This is a genomic window from Campylobacter sp. CNRCH_2014_0184h (assembly GCF_025772985.1).
GTDB lineage: Bacteria > Campylobacterota > Campylobacteria > Campylobacterales > Campylobacteraceae > Campylobacter_D.
On record NZ_JAKMTB010000003.1, the window covers coordinates 156,655 to 174,580 of the forward strand.

Here is a 17,926-nt window from a genome sequence, read left to right on the forward strand (position 1 = left end):
TTTTTATAATTATAACAATTTTTTGCTATATTATATGTTTTATAATAAGGGTTTTTTATGGAATTTTGGCAAAATATTTATGCAAATTTTGATGTGGTAGCTTTTGAAATTTTTGGTTTAAAAGTGCATTGGTATGGCATTATGTATGTGTTAGCTTTGCTTGTTGCTTTAATGGTTGCAAAATACTATGCGATTAAAGACAATATGGGAATTTCTAAAGCTATGCTTGATAGCTATTTTATATGGGTAGAAATAGGGGTGATTTTAGGTGCAAGATTGGGTTATATTTTAATTTATGATGCGCATACTTTATGGTATCTTACTCACCCTTGGCAAATTTTTAATCCCTTTTATAATGGAGAATTTGTAGGGATTAGGGGTATGAGTTACCATGGAGCTGTTGTTGGATTTTTAATAGCAACTTATGCTTTTTGTAAAAAAAATAAGCAAAATTTATGGAAATATTTAGATTTAGTTGCTATTAGTGTACCATGTGGATATATTTTTGGTCGTATTGGAAATTTTTTAAATCAAGAGTTATTCGGTAGAGCTACGGAAGTACCTTGGGGTATTTATGTAGATGGGATATTGCGTCACCCATCGCAGCTTTATGAGGCATTTTTAGAAGGTTTTGTAGTTTTTGCTATTTTATTACTAATAAAAAAATATAAAAAATACAATGGAGAATTGATTGCTTATTATACGATTTTGTATGCTCTAGCGCGCTTTGTATGTGAGTTTTTTAGAGAGCCTGATTTTGGCATAGGCTTTGTTGCTTTTGGTATGAGCATGGGTCAGATATTAAGTTTATTAATGTTTTTATTAGGACTATTTTTATCTTTTTATTTAAGAAATATTAAAAAAAATTTATAAATTTTTATTTATTTTAAGAATAAAAGTTCTATAATTGCTCCGATATTAAAACTTATCAACTTTTAAAAGGAGTAAATATGAGCCAACTCATTGAAGGTTTTTTAGGCAAGAGTATTGATGGCAAAAAAAGCAAAATGCCAGCAAAACTTGACTATATTCAAAGTGCGACAGGCTTAATTTTAGGCTTGTTTATGTGGGCACATATGTTGTTCGTTTCTACCATTTTGGTTAGTGATGATTTTTTTGATTCAGTGGTTCACTTTTTAGAACTAAAATTTATCATTAATAGCCCTATGATGAGCTACATCACTTCTTTCTTGGCTGCCTGTGTTTTGGTTATTTTCTTTGTGCATGCGGGTCTTGCAATGAGAAAATTTCCTATTAATTTCAGACAATACCAACTTTGTAGAACACACTTAAAATATATGAATCATGGTGATTCTTCTTTATGGTGGGTTCAAGCTGCAACTGGTTTTGTAATGTTTTTCTTGGGTTCTGCGCACTTAATTTTTATCATTACTAATGCAGATAAAATCAGTGCTGATATGTCAGGTGATAGAGTAGTGAGCCATTTTATGTGGTTATTTTACATTGCCTTATTAATCTGTGTTGAGTTGCATGGTAGTATTGGTCTTTATAGATTATGTGTAAAATGGGGTTGGTTTGAAGGTAAAGATGCAAAAGAAAGTCGTAAAAAACTTAAAAAAGCAAAATGGTTTATTAGTATTTTCTTCTTAGTTTTGGGTGTATTAAGCTTAGCTGCTTTTGCAAAAATAGGCTTTAATAATTACCAAAACAACTCTGTAGCGCAAATAGTAAAAACTTATGATGGAGCTAAATATGAACATACAATATAGTGATGCTTTAGTTATTGGTGGCGGTCTTGCAGGTTTAAGAGCTGCTATTGAAGTTGCAAAAAGTGGTCAAAGTGTAACTTTATTAAGTATTTGTCCAGTTAAAAGATCTCACTCAGCTGCTGTACAAGGTGGTATGCAAGCGAGTTTAGGAAATAGCGTTAAAGGTGAGGGAGATAATGAAGATGTGCATTTTGCTGATACAGTAAAAGGATCTGACTGGGGCTGTGATCAAGAAGTTGCAAGAATGTTTGCACAAACTGCTCCAAAAGCTGTGCGTGAGCTTGCTGCTTGGGGTGTGCCTTGGACTAGGGTTACAAAAGGACCTAGAACTGTTGTTATAAACGCTCAAAAAACTACTATTGAAGAAAAAGAAGAAGCACATGGTCTTATAAATGCAAGAGACTTTGGTGGTACTAAAAAATGGAGAACATGTTATATCGCTGATGCAACAGGACACTGTATGCTATATGGTGTGGCAAATGAAGCGATTAAACATCAAGTTAAAATCATCGATAGAATGGAAGCAGTGAGAATTATCCATGATGGTAAAAAATGTTTAGGGGCTATTGCTAGAGATTTAACTAATGGGGAATTAATCGCTTATGTTGCTAGAGGAACTATGATTGCAACAGGTGGTTATGGTAGAATTTATAAACAAACTACAAATGCTGTTATTTGTGAAGGTACAGGAGCTGCTATTGCTTTAGAAACTGGACTTTGTAGACTTTCAAATATGGAAGCAGTACAATTTCACCCAACTCCAATCGTACCAAGCGGTATCTTACTAACTGAAGGTTGTAGAGGTGATGGTGGTATCTTAAGAGATGTTGATGGTTACCGCTTTATGCCTGATTATGAGCCTGAGAAAAAAGAACTTGCAAGTAGGGACGTTGTAAGTCGTAGAATGATGGAGCACATTAGAAAAGGTAAAGGTGTAAAAAGCCCTTATGGAGATCATTTATGGCTTGATATTTCTATCCTCGGTCGTGCTCATGTTGAAAAAAATCTTCGCGATGTTCAAGATATTTGTAAAACATTTAATGGTATTGATCCTGCTGATGAGGGTCCAAAAGGCTGGGCACCAGTTTTACCTATGCAACATTACTCAATGGGTGGTATTAGAACTAAACCAACCGGCGAAAGCCAATGGTTAAATGGTCTTTTTGCGTGTGGTGAAGCAGCTTGCTGGGATATGCACGGATTTAACCGCTTGGGTGGAAATTCATGTTCAGAAACTGTTGTTGCAGGTATGATCGTAGGGGATTATTTTGCGCAATATTGTAAAGAAAATGGTAATGATATTGATACAAATATCGTTAAGTCTTTTCTTTCTAAAGAGTATGATTACTTAAAATCTCTTGTTAGCAAAGAAGGAAAACATGATGTATTTGAAATCAAAAATAGAATGAAAGACATTATGTGGGAAAAAGTAGCTATCTTTAGAACAGGTCAGGGTCTTGAAGAAGCGGTTAAAGAGCTTGAAGAGTTATACCAAAAATCACTTGATCTAAAAGTACATGATAAAGAATTAAAATGTGCAAATCCAGAGCTTGAAGAAGCTTATAGGGTTCCAAGAATGTTAAAAATTGCTTTATGTGTTGCTTATGGTGCGCTTTTAAGAACAGAAAGCCGCGGGGCTCATTATAGAGAAGATTATCCAAAAAGAGATGATTTAAATTGGATGAAAAGAACAAATACTTACTGGGTAGAAGGTGAAAGTATGCCTAGAGTTGAGTATGAAGATCTTGACATTATGAAAATGGAAATCCCACCTGCATTTAGAGGTTATGGTGCTAAAGGAAATATCATTGAAAATCCATTAAGCGAAAAACGTCAAGCTGAAGTTGATGCAATCCGTGAAAAAATGGAAGCAGAAGGCAAAGGTAGATATGAAATTCAACATGCTTTAATGCCTTATGAATTACAAGCTAAATTTAAAGCACCAAATCAAAGAATAGGAGTTGATTATGAGTAGAAAATTAACAATAAGAGCATTTAAATATAATCCATTAAGTAAAATTTCTAAGCCTCATTTTGTTACTTATGAGCTTGAAGAAACTCCATTTATGACGATTTTTGTGTGCTTAACTCAAATCAGAGAAAAAATGGATGCGGATTTGAGTTTTGACTTTGTATGTAGAGCAGGGATTTGCGGAAGCTGTGCTATGATGATCAATGGTAAGCCAAAACTTGCTTGTAAAACATTGACAAAAGACTATCCAGATGGTGTTATAGAACTTATGCCTTTACCTGCATTTAGACACATTAAGGACTTAAGTGTTAATACAGGTGAGTGGTTTGATGGTATGTGCAAACGCGTTGAAAGCTGGGTGCATAATGAAAAAGAAACAGATATTTCTAAACTTGAAGAACGTATTGAACCAGAAGTTGCTGATGAGACTTTTGAGCTTGATCGTTGTATAGAGTGTGGAATTTGTGTTGCTTCTTGTGCAACTAAGTTAATGAGACCTGACTTTATCGCAGCTACTGGGCTTTTAAGAACAGCTAGATATTTACAAGATCCACATGATCACAGAACCATAGAAGATTTTTATGAATTAGTGGGTGATGATGATGGTGTGTTTGGATGTATGTCTTTACTTGCATGTGAAGATAATTGTCCAAAAGAACTACCTTTACAAAGCAAAATCGCTTATATGAGAAGACAGCTTGTCGCTCAAAGAAACAAATAATCCTAGCCCCCAAGAAAAGGGGGCTCTTAAAACCTTACTAAAACAAATTTGGCAAAATCATAGCGTTTATCTTGACACAAATACACTTTTTGATGAAAGTTTGATTGATACTCAAAAAGCAGCAATTCTTTTAAGTACTAATCTTGATAATTATGAAAGATTTAGCGCTTTGAATGAATTTAAAAATTTGATGAAAAGTTTAAATTTACGCTTAGATCTTTATGGTATTCAGTATGCACAGGTTTGTTTTATTAATGCTTTAAATTTAGGAATTTTAGACAAAAATGAGCTTTTAAAAGCCTTGGAAAAACTTCAAAAAATCACTGATAATACTTTAATATATGCTTTTGTATCTAGGCAAAAAATTATTCAAAAAGATTACAAGCAAGAAGTTAAAAACTCACATCAAACATTAGATTTTATTAACCAAAACTTACAAGAGCTTTGCGAGGATGAAAAAGCTCAAAAACTCTTACAAGAAGCTTTGGTTAAATTTAGCAATATTGATTTTTCTATCGCAGTAACAGGTGTGGTAAATGCAGGTAAATCAAGCATGCTAAATGCGCTTTTAAAAAAAGATTTTTTAGGTGTATCTAATGTGCCTGAAACTGCAAATTTGAGTGTTTTAAAATACGGCAAAGAACAAAAGGCTAAGATGTATTTTTGGAGTGAAGAAGAATGGCAAGATATTTTAAAAAGTTCTAAAGATAATCAAGATATGCAAGAACTTATAAAACAATTAGAACAAAATTTTAATCTAAATGAATATATCAAAAAAGAAAATAAAAATATAGAAATAAAAATTGAAGAATTAAAAAATTACACTAGTGCAAAAAACAAAATCTCAGCACTTATTAAAAAAATAGAGCTTTTTTCATCGCTTGATTTTTTAAAAGATAATGTTTGCATAGTTGATACTCCAGGACTTGATGATGTGATCATCCAAAGAGAGCTTTTAACAAAAGCGTATATAAGCAAGGCTGACTTTTTAATCCACCTTATGAATGCTTCTCAAAGTCTTAGCCAAAAAGATTGTGATTTTATTATAGAATGTTTGGTAACTTCAAGGGTAAGTAAGCTTTTGATTGTGCTTACCAAGGCTGACTTGCTTAGTCAAAAAGACTTGCAAGAAGTAATTAACTATACTAAAAATAAGCTCAAAGAAAATTTAGCACAAAAGCAGCTTAGCCAAGAATTATTAGATAATGTAGATTTTGTGTGTATTTCTTCAAAACTAGCTAATGATTTTTATCAAAAAAAAGGTGGAAATTTAGAACAAAGTAATATTTTAACACTAGAAGAACTTATAGCTAAAAGCTTATATGATAAAAACAAAATCGCTCTAAGTGCTTATAAAAAAGAATTATTATTGCATTTAGAAAAAATAGAAGAAAAAATTAAATTTTCTAATAAAATGCTAAATTATGAAAGCTTTGAGTTTGATAAACAAAATCAAACTATTATCAATGATTTTAAAGCAAAAAAAGAAAAATTAATGCAAGTAAAAGCAGAGCTAAGTGCTATTTTTAGCACAAAAGATGAAAATACTCAAGAAATTTTAACGCTTTTGCATTTGCTAGCTAAGAAATTAAAAGAAAAACTTATAGATGAGCTAAAATATAATCAAAATAATAAAATCAAAAACAACACTCAAAGATTAAACACTATCATTGATACGACTTTAAAAGATGGAATTTTTGATCTTTTAAGAGAGTTAAAACAGCAAAGTGAGTATAAGGTCAATGAGTTTAAAAACACTCTAAGTGTGAAATATGATTTTTTAAAAGCTATTTTAGAGCAAAATTGTGATGATTTTAAAAGTAAGGTTGAAACAAAAATAGAAAGCATTTTCACTAATGATCTTTTTATGACATTAAAAGCGGAGCTTTTAAAAAATTTAGAATCAACTCAAGATATTTATAAACTAGAAAGCTCTTTAGAAAATCAAATTTTAGAAAAATTACAAACATTTAATATAGAAAAAATTGCCTTAGATTTAAAAAATAATCAAGAATTTTTTACTAATTTAGAGCTTAGTTTAAATTTATACGAAAAAGAACAAGAAGAACAAATCAAAGACTTAAAAGACTTGATTTTACAAATAGAGCAAAATGAACAAAACTCCAAAGAGCTTTTAGAAAAAAACAATACAAAATTACAAAGTTTAAAGACTTTAAAAACGGAGCTTTTAAATGCAAAATGATTTGATTAATGATTTTTTAAAAGCTTATGAAAATGCTTATTGTAAAAGTTTTGATGATAGTTTTGAAGGAAAGATTTTAGCAATAAAAAATGCATTTTTAGAACCGAGTTTGCATTTAAATGATGTCTTTTTAAAAGATCTTGAGATGATCATAGCTAGCTATAAAAGAGCCATTAATGTGGCCATTATAGGGCAATTTTCTAGCGGTAAATCCACGCTTTTAAATTTAATTTTACAAAAAGAATGCCTGCCAACAGGTGTGGTGCCAGTGACTTTTAAGCCTACTTTTTTACGTTATGCTAAGGAGTATTTTTTAAGAGTTGAATATGAAGATGGTAGTGATGAGATTGTTGATATAGATGAGCTTTCTAAATTTAGCGATCAAAGAAATGAGCTAAAAGAAACTAAAAGTTTGCATCTTTTTGCACCTATTGAGCTTTTAAAGAATATCACGCTTATAGATACCCCAGGTTTAAATGCAAACACCACCGACACGCTAACTACTTTTAAAGAGCTTTCTTTTATGCATAGTGCTATTTGGCTTAGTTTGATTGATAATGCAGGTAAAAAAAGTGAAGAAGATGCTATAAAAGCAAATACTAAGCTTTTAGAGCGTGGTGGGATTTGCGTGCTAAATCAAAAAGATAAGCTAAGTCAAGATGAGCTAGAAAATGTTTTAAATTATGCGCATTTGGTTTTTGATAAGTATTTTGAAAAAATCATCGCAATTTCATGTAAAGAAGCAAAATTTGATTTACAAAAGTCAAATTTGCCTTTACTTTATGAGTATTTAAAAGAACTTGATTATGAGTGTATTAAAAAAGATTTTATTAAAGAAAAACTTAGTAATCTATGCGAACTTTTGTCAAATCAATATGATTTATTTCAAGATGCGCTAGAACAATTAGAGCTTAAATTTAATACTATTTTGCAAACTTTCAAAGTAAGTAATCTAGAGCAAAAAATCAAAATTTTAAATCATAACTGTTTAGATAAATTAAAACTTGTTGGAGAAAAAATTTCTCAAGAAATTTTAAAATTTATCAAAGAAAAAGATAGTAGTTATTATAAAGAAGCTAAGGGTTTGTTTAAGAAAAATCTTTATGAAAAAGTTGCTTATAAAGCACCGTATCTTTCAAGTGATGATGCATTTTTGGCTATGTTTTATAACTCTGAAGCAATGAGTAAGGAATTTAAAAGATTAAAAAATGAAATCACTTTAGAATTTAGTCAAATCAAAGATGATTTTTCCTTATTTTTTACTCATTTAGAAGAGCAAATTTTGCTTTTTAAAGCTCAATTTTCAAATTTACAAAAAGAAAATGTCTTAGAAAGTGAAAAAGAATTTGCTAGCTTTAGAAGCTTTGCTAGTGCTAGCGAGGAGCTTTTTTTAAAAGATTTTAAGCAATTATTATTTAAAAGCCAACTTGAACTTGATTTATTTTTAGAAAAGCTTAATCTAAAAGCTTTAGCAAATTATGAAAGTGCTACTAAGCTTACTTTGGGATTTTTTAGCGCTAAAATGAATGCGAGTAAAGAATTTTATGAGCTTGATAGTACCGAGTTTAGCTTATATCATCCAAAAGCAAGTGAAGTGCATCAAAGGGTATTAACTGAGCTTAATGTATATGAATTTGAAGATTTGCTTTTAAATAAGCCTGTAGTTTTAAAAATTTATAAAAACTATATGCAAAGTTTTGTTGATTTTATTGAAGCTAAAAGACAGATTATTTTGAATTTAAAAAGTGAATTTGAGGCTAAAAAATCAATGATTTCTAGCATCAAATCCCAAATTTCTAAGCTTTAAAAATTGTTTCTAAGTGCGCCTTGTAGTTTGTAAAATATTCTTGTACTTGAGGATTTTTGATTACATCATTTGCTATGAAAGTAGGTAAAGCACTCATTCCTAAAAACTCATGTGCTTTGTGAAAGTGTAAATACACTCCATCAACCCCAGCTCCATTAAAGAATTCATTCTCATCATCAAAAGCTTGTATTGGAGCATTCCAAGTGAGTGAAAGCATATATTTTTTATTTTTTAAAAGCCCACCACTTCCGTATTTTTTACTTGCATCATCTCTACTTCTACCATCGTTTTTATAAAATACTCCATGTCCTGCTGTGAAAACATCGTCAATGTATTTTTTTACTATCCAAGGCTCACCCATCCACCAACCAGGCATTTGCCAAATCAAAACATCCGCATTTAGAATTTTTTCCATCTCATCGTTTATATCATAGCCTTGATCTATGTGTGTTTGTTGGGTTTGTGAACCAAGTTCTTGTAAAGTCTTAAGTGCAAGCTCATGCAAGCTCGTGTTTAGTCTTCCTTTAGAGTGTCCAAAGTCTTTTGCACCGTTTAATAATAATACTTTTTGCATATTTTATCCTTTTGCGTTTTTTTGAAATTATAATTTAACTATAATTTCATTTCAATACTGAAATTTATGTAAGATACTATACTATAAGAAAGTGTAAAACAAATATGTTACTTTTTATGATTGATTTTTTAAAAATAATACAAAAATTGTATTATTTTTTTTATTTAAGACTATATTAAAAAAGCAAGGAATAGAATGAATATAAGTTGATATTGTCAACAAAAAGGAGGAAAATATGCAAGATAATGTCATCGATCGTAGAAATTTTTTTAAATTAAGTCTTTTGGGTGGCGGTGTGGTTGCTGCTAGCGCTATGAGTGGTGGAGCTATATTGCATGCTGCAGAATTAACTCATGCACACAAGAAAACACAAGGAGGTTCAAATAAAATAAGAGGAAAAATGTTTTTTCAAGTGCAGACTGATTTTGATAATCTAAGTGCAGCATGTGAGAGAATTTATCCAAAAGATGAGCAAGGTGATGGTGCTATAGGCTTAGGCGTGCCTTATTTTATTGATAATCAATTAGCTTCAGCTTATGGTTATAATGATAGAGAATACCTACAAGGGCCATTTATAGAAGGAATTGCTGAGCAAGGTTATCAAACTCCAATGAAACGCAATGAGATTTTCTTAGAGGGTGTTAAAGCTTTGGAAATAATATCTCAAAAGCGTTATAAAAAAACTTTTTCATCTTTAAAAGGAGTTGAGCAAGATAAAATTTTAGTTGATTTAGAAAAAAATAAAATCGATTTCATAGGATTTAAATCTTCTGAATTTTTTACTCTTTTAAGGGATATGACAATAGCTGGAGTTTTATCTGATCCAATTTATGGTGGTAATGATAATAAAAATGGTTGGAGAATGATGCAATATCCTGGTGCTCAAATGAGTTATATTGACAAGATCACAAGTGATGAGTTTTTTGACATAGAGCCTATGAGCTTAGCTGACATGGAAGGATAAATTATGGCAGAAGTATTAAAAAAAGTAGATGTGGTAACAGTAGGAGCTGGTTGGACAGGTGGTATAGTTGCAGCAGAGCTTACCAAGGCTGGCTTGACTGTCTTGAGCTTAGAGCGTGGTATGATGCAAACTACGGAAAATTTTGCAATGATTCACGATGAGTGGAGATATGGTATTAACTATGGTTTAATGCAAGATTGCTCAAAAGATACAGTAACTTTTCGCCATAATGTTAATGGTTTAGCCTTGCCATATAGAAAAATGGGATCTTTTTTACTTGGAAGTAATGTTGGTGGTGCAGGGGTGCATTGGAATGGTTGGACCTTTAGATTTTTACCTTATGATTTTGAGATTAAAACAAAAAGTTTTGAAAGATATGGTAATAAATTAGGTAATGATTATACTTTGCAAGATTGGGGTTTAACCTATAAAGATATGGAACCTTATTATGATAAGTTTGAAAAAACCTGTGGAATTTGCGGAGAAGAAAACCCACTTGCTGAAAAAATGGGTTTGTTTAGATCAAGTCCTTATCCGCAAGAACCTTTAGAAAATACTAAAATGCTTAAACGCTTCGAAAAAGCTGCAAAAGAAATGAAATTACATCCATTTAGATTGCCTGCGGCTAATTCAAAAGGCGGTTATACTAATCCAGATGGTCAAGATCTAGCCCCATGTCAATATTGTGCTTATTGTGAGCGTTTTGGTTGTGAGTATGGTGCTAAGGCTAGTCCTATCAATACTGTCATACCTAAAGCTATGAGCACAGGAAAATATACTATAAGAACTCATAGTAATGTTATAGAAATACTAAAAAAAGATGGTAAAGCTACGGGAGTTAGGTTTGTAGATACAAGAACTATGAAAGAATATATTCAGCCAGCAGATATTGTGGTGCTTACAAGCTATATGTTTAATAATGCCAAGCTTTTAATGGTAAGTGATATAGGTGAGCAATATGATCCAAATACAGGCAAAGGAACTTTAGGTAAAAACTATTGTTATCAAATCAATATGGGAACAACAGCGTTTTTTGATGAGCAATTTAATACATATATGGGTTCAGGTGCTTTGGGTACAACTTGCGATGATTATAATGGGGATAATTTTGATCACTCAAAAGAGAAGTTTTTACACGGAGCTATGATTTATAGCGTGCAACTTGGAAATCGCCCTATCCAATCAGTTCCGCTGCCAAAAGGAACTCCAAGTTGGGGAGCTGAATTTAAAAAAGCTTTAAATTATAATTTTACAAGAGCTATTACAGTAGGAGGACAAGGCGCATCTTTACCACACAAAAGCAATTATTTGAGTTTGGATCCAACCTATAAAGATGCTTTTGGAATGCCACTTGTAAGACTTACTTATAATTTTACAGATCAAGATCGTGCTTTGCATAAATTTATAACAGATAAAACAGCTGAAGTAGCTAAAAAAATGCAAGGAGTGAGATCGATTAAAAAAGGAGCATACTTGAAAGATTATAGTATAGTGCCTTATCAATCTACACATAATACGGGTGGAACTACTATGGGTGCTGATCCTCAAACAAGTGTTGTTAATACTTATTTGCAACATTGGGATATGGATAATCTTTTTGTTGTTGGTGCGGGAAATTTTCAGCACAATAGTGGTTATAATCCTACTGATACAGTTGGAGCTTTGGCTTATCGTTGTGCAGAGGGTATTTTAAAATATCATAAAAATGATAGACAATTAGTATAGATATACGTGAAGCATTTTGCTTCACGTATTATTTTTCGCTACTATTTTTTTCTTTTTTCTTTTTCCATAAATGAAGCGCAGCCCCGCATGCACCACCAACAATAGCAGCAATGATAAGATTTGTGATGAAATCCATCGAAACCCTTTTTAATGTGTATTCATTTTGATAAAAAATGATTTTGGATTATAATATAAAAAAGCATAATACTATATTAAAGGAAAGTATATGGAAGAAAAGTGCGATTTTACAGAATGTGGGTTTAACTATACCTTATCTTTGATTTCAGGCAAATATAAGATGAGTGTTTTGTACTGTTTATTTCGCTATGAAGTAGTAAGATATAATGAACTTAAAAGATATCTTGGCAATATTTCTTTTAAGACTTTGACACATACTTTAAGAGAGCTTGAAAATGATGATTTAATCACGCGTAAAGAATACCCACAAATCCCTCCAAAAGTAGAATACCGCCTTGCTAAAAAAGGTCAAAGCTTGATCCCTATTTTACAAGCGATGTGTGATTGGGGTGAGGCAAATCAAAAGGAAGAAAAATGATAGAATTATTAGATGGTATAAATTTAGAAAAATACATGGGCACATGGTTAGAAATGGCTAGAAAACCTGCTTTTTTTCAAAAAACTTGCAAAAGTGCTAAAGCAGAATATGAGCTAGAGTATGAAGGCTCTACACCTATAATTAAAGTCAAAAATATATGCACTAAAGAAAATGGAGAAATCTCTCAAGCAAATGGCAAAGCTAGGGTAAAATCACCAAGAGCTTTGGCGGTTAAATTTAGTATTTTTATGAATATTTTTAACAAGCCAAATTATGAGATTATTTACATTGATACAAATTATCAAGTTTCTATCGTAGGTAGTCCTGATAAAAAATATCTTTGGATTTTATCAAGAGAGATTTTAGCAAAAGAGCAAATAAACTCTTTGCTTGAAATAGCCAAGCAAAGAGGTTTTGATACTAGCGATGTGATTTTTGATGAGTATTAATTTTCTGCACTCATATCGATTACATAGCGGAATTTGGCTTTTCCTGAAGTGAGATTTTCATAAGCTTTGTCAATCTCGCTTGGTTTGATGAGTTCAATTTCAGGATAAATTCCATGTTCTAAAGAAAAATCAAGCATTTCTTGAGTTTCTTTAATGCCTCCAATAAGTGAACCATATACTTTTTTACCTGCTTTAAATACAAAATGAATGATGTTAATGCTAGGGCTTACTTCATGCGGAGGTAATCCTACTATAGCCATCTCACCACCAAATTTTAACAAATCCATATAAGCTAGCGGATCATAAGGGGTTGGTATAGTAGAGATGATGAGGTCAAATCTTTCTTTTACCACGCTTTTGTCTGTACTAGTATAAAAATTACTCACACCCATAGCTAGAGCTTGCGCTTTTTTGTTTTCATTTCTTGCAAAAACACTTACTTTTGCACCCATTTTCACAGCATATTTAACTGCCATCATACCAAGTCCACCAAAACCTGCTATGGCTACACTTGAGCCTTCTTTGATATTTGAAAATTTAAGCGGTGAGTAGGTAGTGATACCCGCACAAAGTAAAGGCGCTACTTTGTCAAGTGGTGCATTTTGTGGCACATTGATAGCAAATTTTTCACTTACTACGATGTTGTTTGAGTAGCCTCCATAGGTGTTTTCATTATCATGAAATACATCTTTGCAGTTATAAGTGTAGATGGTTTTGCTATTTTCGCAAAATTGCTCTTGAGATTTTTTGCATGCTTCGCACTCTCCGCATGAGTTTACCATGCACCCAACCCCAGCATAATCGCCTACTTTAAATTTACTCACATTTTCACCCACTGCGATAACTTCTCCTGTTATTTCATGACCAGGTACGCAAGGGTAAGTTGCCTCGCCCCATTCGCTTCTTGCGGTATGTATGTCACTATGACAAATTCCTGCGTATTTGATAGCGATTAAGATGTCGTTTTTGCCTACTTTATGGCGTGTAAATTCAAAAGGCGTGAATTTAGAATCTTTGCTAAGCATAGCATAGCCTTTACTTTTAACACGACCATTTTCCAAAAAGATTTTTGAGTCCATTTTCTCTCCTTTGTGGTTTTTGAAATTATAATAAAGCTAGGTTTTTATTGCAATAGGGAAAATGAAGTAAGATACTATACTCAAGGTGTGTAGAATTAATATGTTAAAAATTTTTGATTTTTTTAACATATTTTTTTATAATGTTAAAAAATTTTATAAATTTTAACATATGGAAAAAATATGAAAGAGTTTATACCACCAAAACTACCTTTAGATATAAAATTAAACGCAAATATTTATAACCTTATCATCAAAGCTTCAAGAAAATTAGCCGAATTAAACGGACTTAGTAAAAGCATTCCAAACCCAAATATTTTAATCAATGCTTTAATTTTGCAAGAAGCTAAAGATTCAAGTGAGATAGAAAATATTATTACTACTCACGATGAGCTTTTTTTATCTAAAATTGATGAAAAGAAACTCACAAGGGCAACAAAAGAAGTAAAAGACTATGAAAATGCTTTAAAAAAAGGATATGAGCTTTTAAAAAAAGAGCAATTATTAAGAAATGCTCATATTTTAGAAATTCAGAAAAGGTTAGAAGGGAATGATGCAGGTTTTAGAAAACAAAGTGGAACCATGCTCAAAAATCCTATTACAGGTGAAATCAAGCATATACCACCACAAAATTTTGATGATATACAAGAACTTATGAACAATTTAGAGCAATACATTAACGATGATACTCTAGATGAACTTGATTTTTTAGTAAAAATGGCAATCATTCATTATCAATTTGAAAGCATACATCCTTTTTATGATGGAAATGGTAGAACAGGTAGGATTATAAATATACTTTATTTAGTGTATAAAGGGCTTTTGGATTTGCCTATTTTATATTTAAGTGCTTATATAGTTAAAAATAAAGATGAATATTACACTCTTTTGCAAAAAGTACGCGATGAAGGGGCAATTTTAGAATGGACAGAATATATACTAAAAGGTGTAGAGCAAACCGCCATAAAGACAATTGAAACTATCATTATAATAGAAAAAATAATGAACGATGTAAGCGATATTTTACAAAATAAAACAAATTTTTATAGTAAAGATTTTGTGGAACTTTTGTTTTCTCACCCTTATACAAAAATAGATTTTTTAATAAAAAAATTAGATATTTCAAGACAGAGTGCTTCAAAATATCTTAAAATTTGTGAAAAATTAGGGGTTTTAGAATGTGTTAAAATGGGTAGAAATAATTATTACATTAATACAAAACTTTTAGGACTTTTTAGAAAAGGAATTTTTTAAATGCAAAATAAAATATAAAATTATATATTATTGATATAATTGCATTTCTAAAAAAATAAAAGGTATAAAATTATGTATGATTTGCCAATACTTGTTATTCAAAATTTATCAGGACATATTTTAGAGGGAACAATAATAATTGTATTTTTCTTTGTATTATTTTTAATTCTCTTGTATAAAAGGAAAAGTCTTCATAAATCTGCCACTAGTCTTCTTATTACTATAGGAATTTGTTTTACTTTTTATGGCATTTCTAAAGGACTTTCAAATTTTGATGCTAATAATATTGAAGAAAATTTACCACAACTTATAGATGGTATCAAAACAGCTTTTTTAGTTTCTGTAGAAGCCGTGTTTTTCGCTATTTTACTTAAGATCATTGCGCTTTTTCTGGAAAAACCTTTTTCAGATAAAGAAAATATCGAAGATGACATAGGAATAGAAGATGTAGTTGCACTGCAAAAAGAAAACCTTAAAATAAATCAAGAAAATTTAAGCTCTTTTAGTCAACTTTTGAATGCTGTAAAAGAAACTAATGATAATATAAAATTATTAAGAATGGATAATAAGCAAGGTTTTATGGATATGAAAAATAGTTTTGAAAATTTTTCTAAAACAATGGCGGAAAATAATTCTAAAGCTTTTATACAAGCTTTAGAAGAAGTCATAAAAGATTTTAATAATAAAATAACAGAACAGTTTGGAGATAACTTTAAACAATTAAATTTGGCAGTAGGTGCTCTATTAAGTTGGCAAGAAAATTATAAGAGTTATATAGAAAAGAGTGAATCTAATATGGAGAATTTATTTTCATCTTTAGATAAAGCTATAAAAGATTATTCTATTGTGGTAGATAATTCTGAAAAATTTTTTAATTACGCTCAATCTTTTGAAAATATCTTAAAGGACATTTTGAATCAAAAAATTCAAATGCAAAATAGTATAGAAAGTTTAGATAAATTTTTAGAGAATATACAAAATTCTACTTCTTCTTTGATAAAAGAAATCAATGATTATAAGGAGCAAAGCTTAAATATTATGGAAAATATTTCTAAATTAAGTTTAAATTTAGAAGAAAGTTATGTGAAAGCTGGTGAAAAATTGATAGCTGATATGAGTGAGTATGTTGGGAAATTTAGTACAGAATTATCAAATTATAATGAAAAAATTAATACCCAACTTATTGAAGGGTTAAACAATGCTTCAACTTCTATTAATTCTCAAATTAAAACTTTAGATCAAGAATTGGAGAATGTATTAAAAAATCTCGGATCTAATTTAGCTTCAATTTCTTCTAAATTTGTAGATGATTATAATAGTATTATTTCAAATCTTTCTTCTTTAAATCAAAAGTTGGGTAATTTAAGATGAAATTTTTTAGAAAAAATAAAAAAATCAGCGAAGACGATGATTTTTTTATAGCATTAAGTGATATAATGACCGCTTTAATGCTACTTTTTTTATTGATTAGTGTTGTTTATATGATTAAAGTGGAAGATAGTGTTAAAATACCTAAGATCTTTAAAGAGACAACTCAAGGGTTAAGTGAACATTTAAACAAAGAGTTTGAAAAAGATTTAAAAGCTTGGGGTGCTGTGCTTGATAAGGATTTAACTATAAGATTTTATCAACCAGATATTTTATTTAAGACAGGATCTGATGTTTTAAGTCCTAAATTTAAAAATATACTTAATGATTTTTTTCCAAGGTATTTAAAAATTATGATGGATAAACAATTTATTAATAACATAGAAGAGATTAGAATAGAGGGGCATACGAGTTCATTTTGGGGTAATATTAAAGGTGATATAGCTTATTTGAATAATATGGAACTTTCTCAAGCTAGAACAAGGGAAGTGATAAAATATTTATTAAATTTAAACTTAAATGAAAAAGAGAAAGAATGGTTAAAAAAACATTTTAGGGCTATAGGTTTTTCTTCAGCAAAACCATTAAACGATAAAAGCCAAACTTTGCAATATGGAGAAAAAGAAAATTTTATAAAATCTCAAAGAGTTGAATTTAGAGTTAGAACAAATATAGAAAACAAAATAGTAGAAGTTGTTGATAAATAATAATGAATATAGAACTTATATTAAAACCTATAACAGATTTAAGAATTAAAATTGGAGCAACATTACAACATATAGATATTTCTTATATTAAAAATTTTATTAGTGCAGAAGAAATCAAATTATTAGAAACTCAAGGTATAGATGTTGGTATAAATGATGTTAAAGTTATTAGTGATGGTACTTTTTCATATAAGAATCGTAGAGTACTGATTTATATAAGAGATGTATCTCCTTTATATAAAGAAAATGATATTAATAGCTCTTTGCCAAGATATCATTTGTGTTATTGCGATGCATATCAAAAGATGTTGTCTAATAATAGAAAACATAGATATGTAGTTAGTAGTAGAGATGATGGTATTTTTTGGCTTAATTTTTTTGGTTTTAGTAATAATACTATGATAAAAACTAAGAGTGAAGAAAGAAAATTACAAGTTTGTATGTATTGCTTAAGAAAATTAAATTGGTGTAATGTCAATCAGGTTTCAAATGATAAGCGTTTAATGATAAGAAATAATTTTAGTTTAAAAGATTTTTTTGAAAAATATCCAAAAAATATTATTAACTCTAAAAATCATTTTAGTGATAAAATAGCCCCGTTAAATATCTATTCTGATGATTGGAATAATATTTCTTATGATATAAGAAGTAAAGCTCAATGGAAATGTCAAAAATGTCATAGAGATTTTTCAAAAAATCGAATAGGGTTAGATGTGCATCATATTAATGGACAGAAAAATGACAATAGATTAAATAATTTAATGGTGTTATGTAAAGATTGTCATTCTAAGGAACCTATGCATGAGCACTATCTATAACA

16 protein-coding genes are annotated in these 17,926 nt (G+C 30.2%); 14 read left to right on the forward strand and 2 right to left on the reverse strand.

Annotated features, from left to right (window positions below; genetic code table 11):
- Window positions 1-57 precede the first annotated feature (57 nt).
- The 6 genes from lgt (at window position 58) to L8X36_RS04285 (ending at window position 8,433) form a co-directional block, all read left to right on the forward strand.
- Window positions 58-873, forward strand: a complete 816-nt coding sequence (gene lgt / locus L8X36_RS04260; protein ID WP_257928651.1) for a prolipoprotein diacylglyceryl transferase — start codon at window positions 58-60, stop codon at window positions 871-873.
- 77 nt (window positions 874-950) lie between these two features.
- Window positions 951-1,730, forward strand: a complete 780-nt coding sequence (locus L8X36_RS04265; RefSeq protein ID WP_012661076.1) for a fumarate reductase cytochrome b subunit — start codon at window positions 951-953, stop codon at window positions 1,728-1,730.
- Window positions 1,714-3,705 carry a fumarate reductase flavoprotein subunit gene (locus L8X36_RS04270; RefSeq protein WP_066007209.1) on the forward strand — a complete coding sequence of 664 codons (1,992 nt, stop codon included), beginning with the start codon at window positions 1,714-1,716 and terminating at the stop codon, window positions 3,703-3,705. The genes L8X36_RS04265 and L8X36_RS04270 overlap by 17 nt, the downstream gene beginning before the upstream one ends.
- Window positions 3,698-4,423 (forward strand): fumarate reductase iron-sulfur subunit, encoded by a 726-nt coding sequence (locus L8X36_RS04275; protein WP_012661078.1) that lies wholly within the window; start codon window positions 3,698-3,700, stop codon window positions 4,421-4,423. Before L8X36_RS04270 ends, L8X36_RS04275 begins: the two co-directional genes overlap by 8 nt.
- On the forward strand, window positions 4,401-6,626 hold the full coding sequence (locus tag L8X36_RS04280) for a dynamin family protein (RefSeq protein ID WP_263682685.1): 2,226 nt from the start codon (window positions 4,401-4,403) through the stop codon (window positions 6,624-6,626). The genes L8X36_RS04275 and L8X36_RS04280 overlap by 23 nt, the downstream gene beginning before the upstream one ends.
- A complete protein-coding gene (locus tag L8X36_RS04285) occupies window positions 6,616-8,433 on the forward strand; it encodes a dynamin family protein (protein ID WP_263682686.1) in 1,818 nt (605 codons plus the stop codon). The genes L8X36_RS04280 and L8X36_RS04285 overlap by 11 nt, the downstream gene beginning before the upstream one ends.
- Here the strand turns inward: L8X36_RS04285 and L8X36_RS04290 are convergent.
- Entirely contained in the window at window positions 8,423-9,007 is a 585-nt protein-coding gene (locus tag L8X36_RS04290) for an NAD(P)H-dependent oxidoreductase (protein ID WP_263682687.1), read from the reverse strand. The two genes, L8X36_RS04285 and L8X36_RS04290, sit on opposite strands and share 11 nt — an antisense overlap.
- Before the next feature lie 235 nt (window positions 9,008-9,242).
- Here L8X36_RS04290 and L8X36_RS04295 point away from each other — a divergent pair, with 235 nt between their 5' ends.
- The 4 genes from L8X36_RS04295 to L8X36_RS04310 all read left to right on the forward strand — a co-directional run bounded on the left by L8X36_RS04295 (window position 9,243) and on the right by L8X36_RS04310 (window position 12,701).
- Window positions 9,243-9,971, forward strand: a complete 729-nt coding sequence (locus tag L8X36_RS04295) for a gluconate 2-dehydrogenase subunit 3 family protein (protein WP_263682688.1) — start codon at window positions 9,243-9,245, stop codon at window positions 9,969-9,971.
- A 3-nt stretch (window positions 9,972-9,974) separates the two neighbouring features.
- Complete coding sequence (locus L8X36_RS04300) at window positions 9,975-11,696, forward strand: GMC family oxidoreductase (protein WP_263682689.1); 1,722 nt, start codon at window positions 9,975-9,977, stop codon at window positions 11,694-11,696.
- Between the two features lie 226 nt (window positions 11,697-11,922).
- Window positions 11,923-12,252, forward strand: coding sequence for a MarR family transcription factor RrpA (rrpA, locus tag L8X36_RS04305; RefSeq protein ID WP_087700365.1), 330 nt, complete (start codon window positions 11,923-11,925; stop codon window positions 12,250-12,252).
- Window positions 12,249-12,701, forward strand: coding sequence for a lipocalin family protein (locus tag L8X36_RS04310; protein ID WP_214116454.1), 453 nt, complete (start codon window positions 12,249-12,251; stop codon window positions 12,699-12,701). Before rrpA ends, L8X36_RS04310 begins: the two co-directional genes overlap by 4 nt.
- Here the strand turns inward: L8X36_RS04310 and L8X36_RS04315 are convergent.
- Window positions 12,698-13,780, reverse strand: a complete 1,083-nt coding sequence (locus L8X36_RS04315; protein WP_263682696.1) for an NAD(P)-dependent alcohol dehydrogenase — start codon at window positions 13,778-13,780, stop codon at window positions 12,698-12,700. The genes L8X36_RS04310 and L8X36_RS04315 overlap by 4 nt on opposite strands.
- Window positions 13,781-13,960: 180 nt before the next feature.
- Here L8X36_RS04315 and L8X36_RS04320 point away from each other — a divergent pair, with 180 nt between their 5' ends.
- From L8X36_RS04320 to L8X36_RS04335, 4 genes are all read left to right on the forward strand, one after another.
- Window positions 13,961-15,031 (forward strand): Fic family protein, encoded by a 1,071-nt coding sequence (locus L8X36_RS04320; protein WP_263682698.1) that lies wholly within the window; start codon window positions 13,961-13,963, stop codon window positions 15,029-15,031.
- A gap of 72 nt (window positions 15,032-15,103) precedes the next feature.
- Window positions 15,104-16,402, forward strand: a complete 1,299-nt coding sequence (locus L8X36_RS04325) for a hypothetical protein (protein WP_263682700.1) — start codon at window positions 15,104-15,106, stop codon at window positions 16,400-16,402.
- Window positions 16,399-17,106 (forward strand): flagellar motor protein MotB, encoded by a 708-nt coding sequence (locus L8X36_RS04330; protein WP_263682702.1) that lies wholly within the window; start codon window positions 16,399-16,401, stop codon window positions 17,104-17,106. Before L8X36_RS04325 ends, L8X36_RS04330 begins: the two co-directional genes overlap by 4 nt.
- Window positions 17,107-17,108: 2 nt before the next feature.
- A complete protein-coding gene (locus L8X36_RS04335; RefSeq protein WP_263682704.1) occupies window positions 17,109-17,924 on the forward strand; it encodes an HNH endonuclease in 816 nt (271 codons plus the stop codon).
- The last annotated feature ends 2 nt before the right edge of the window (window positions 17,925-17,926 follow it).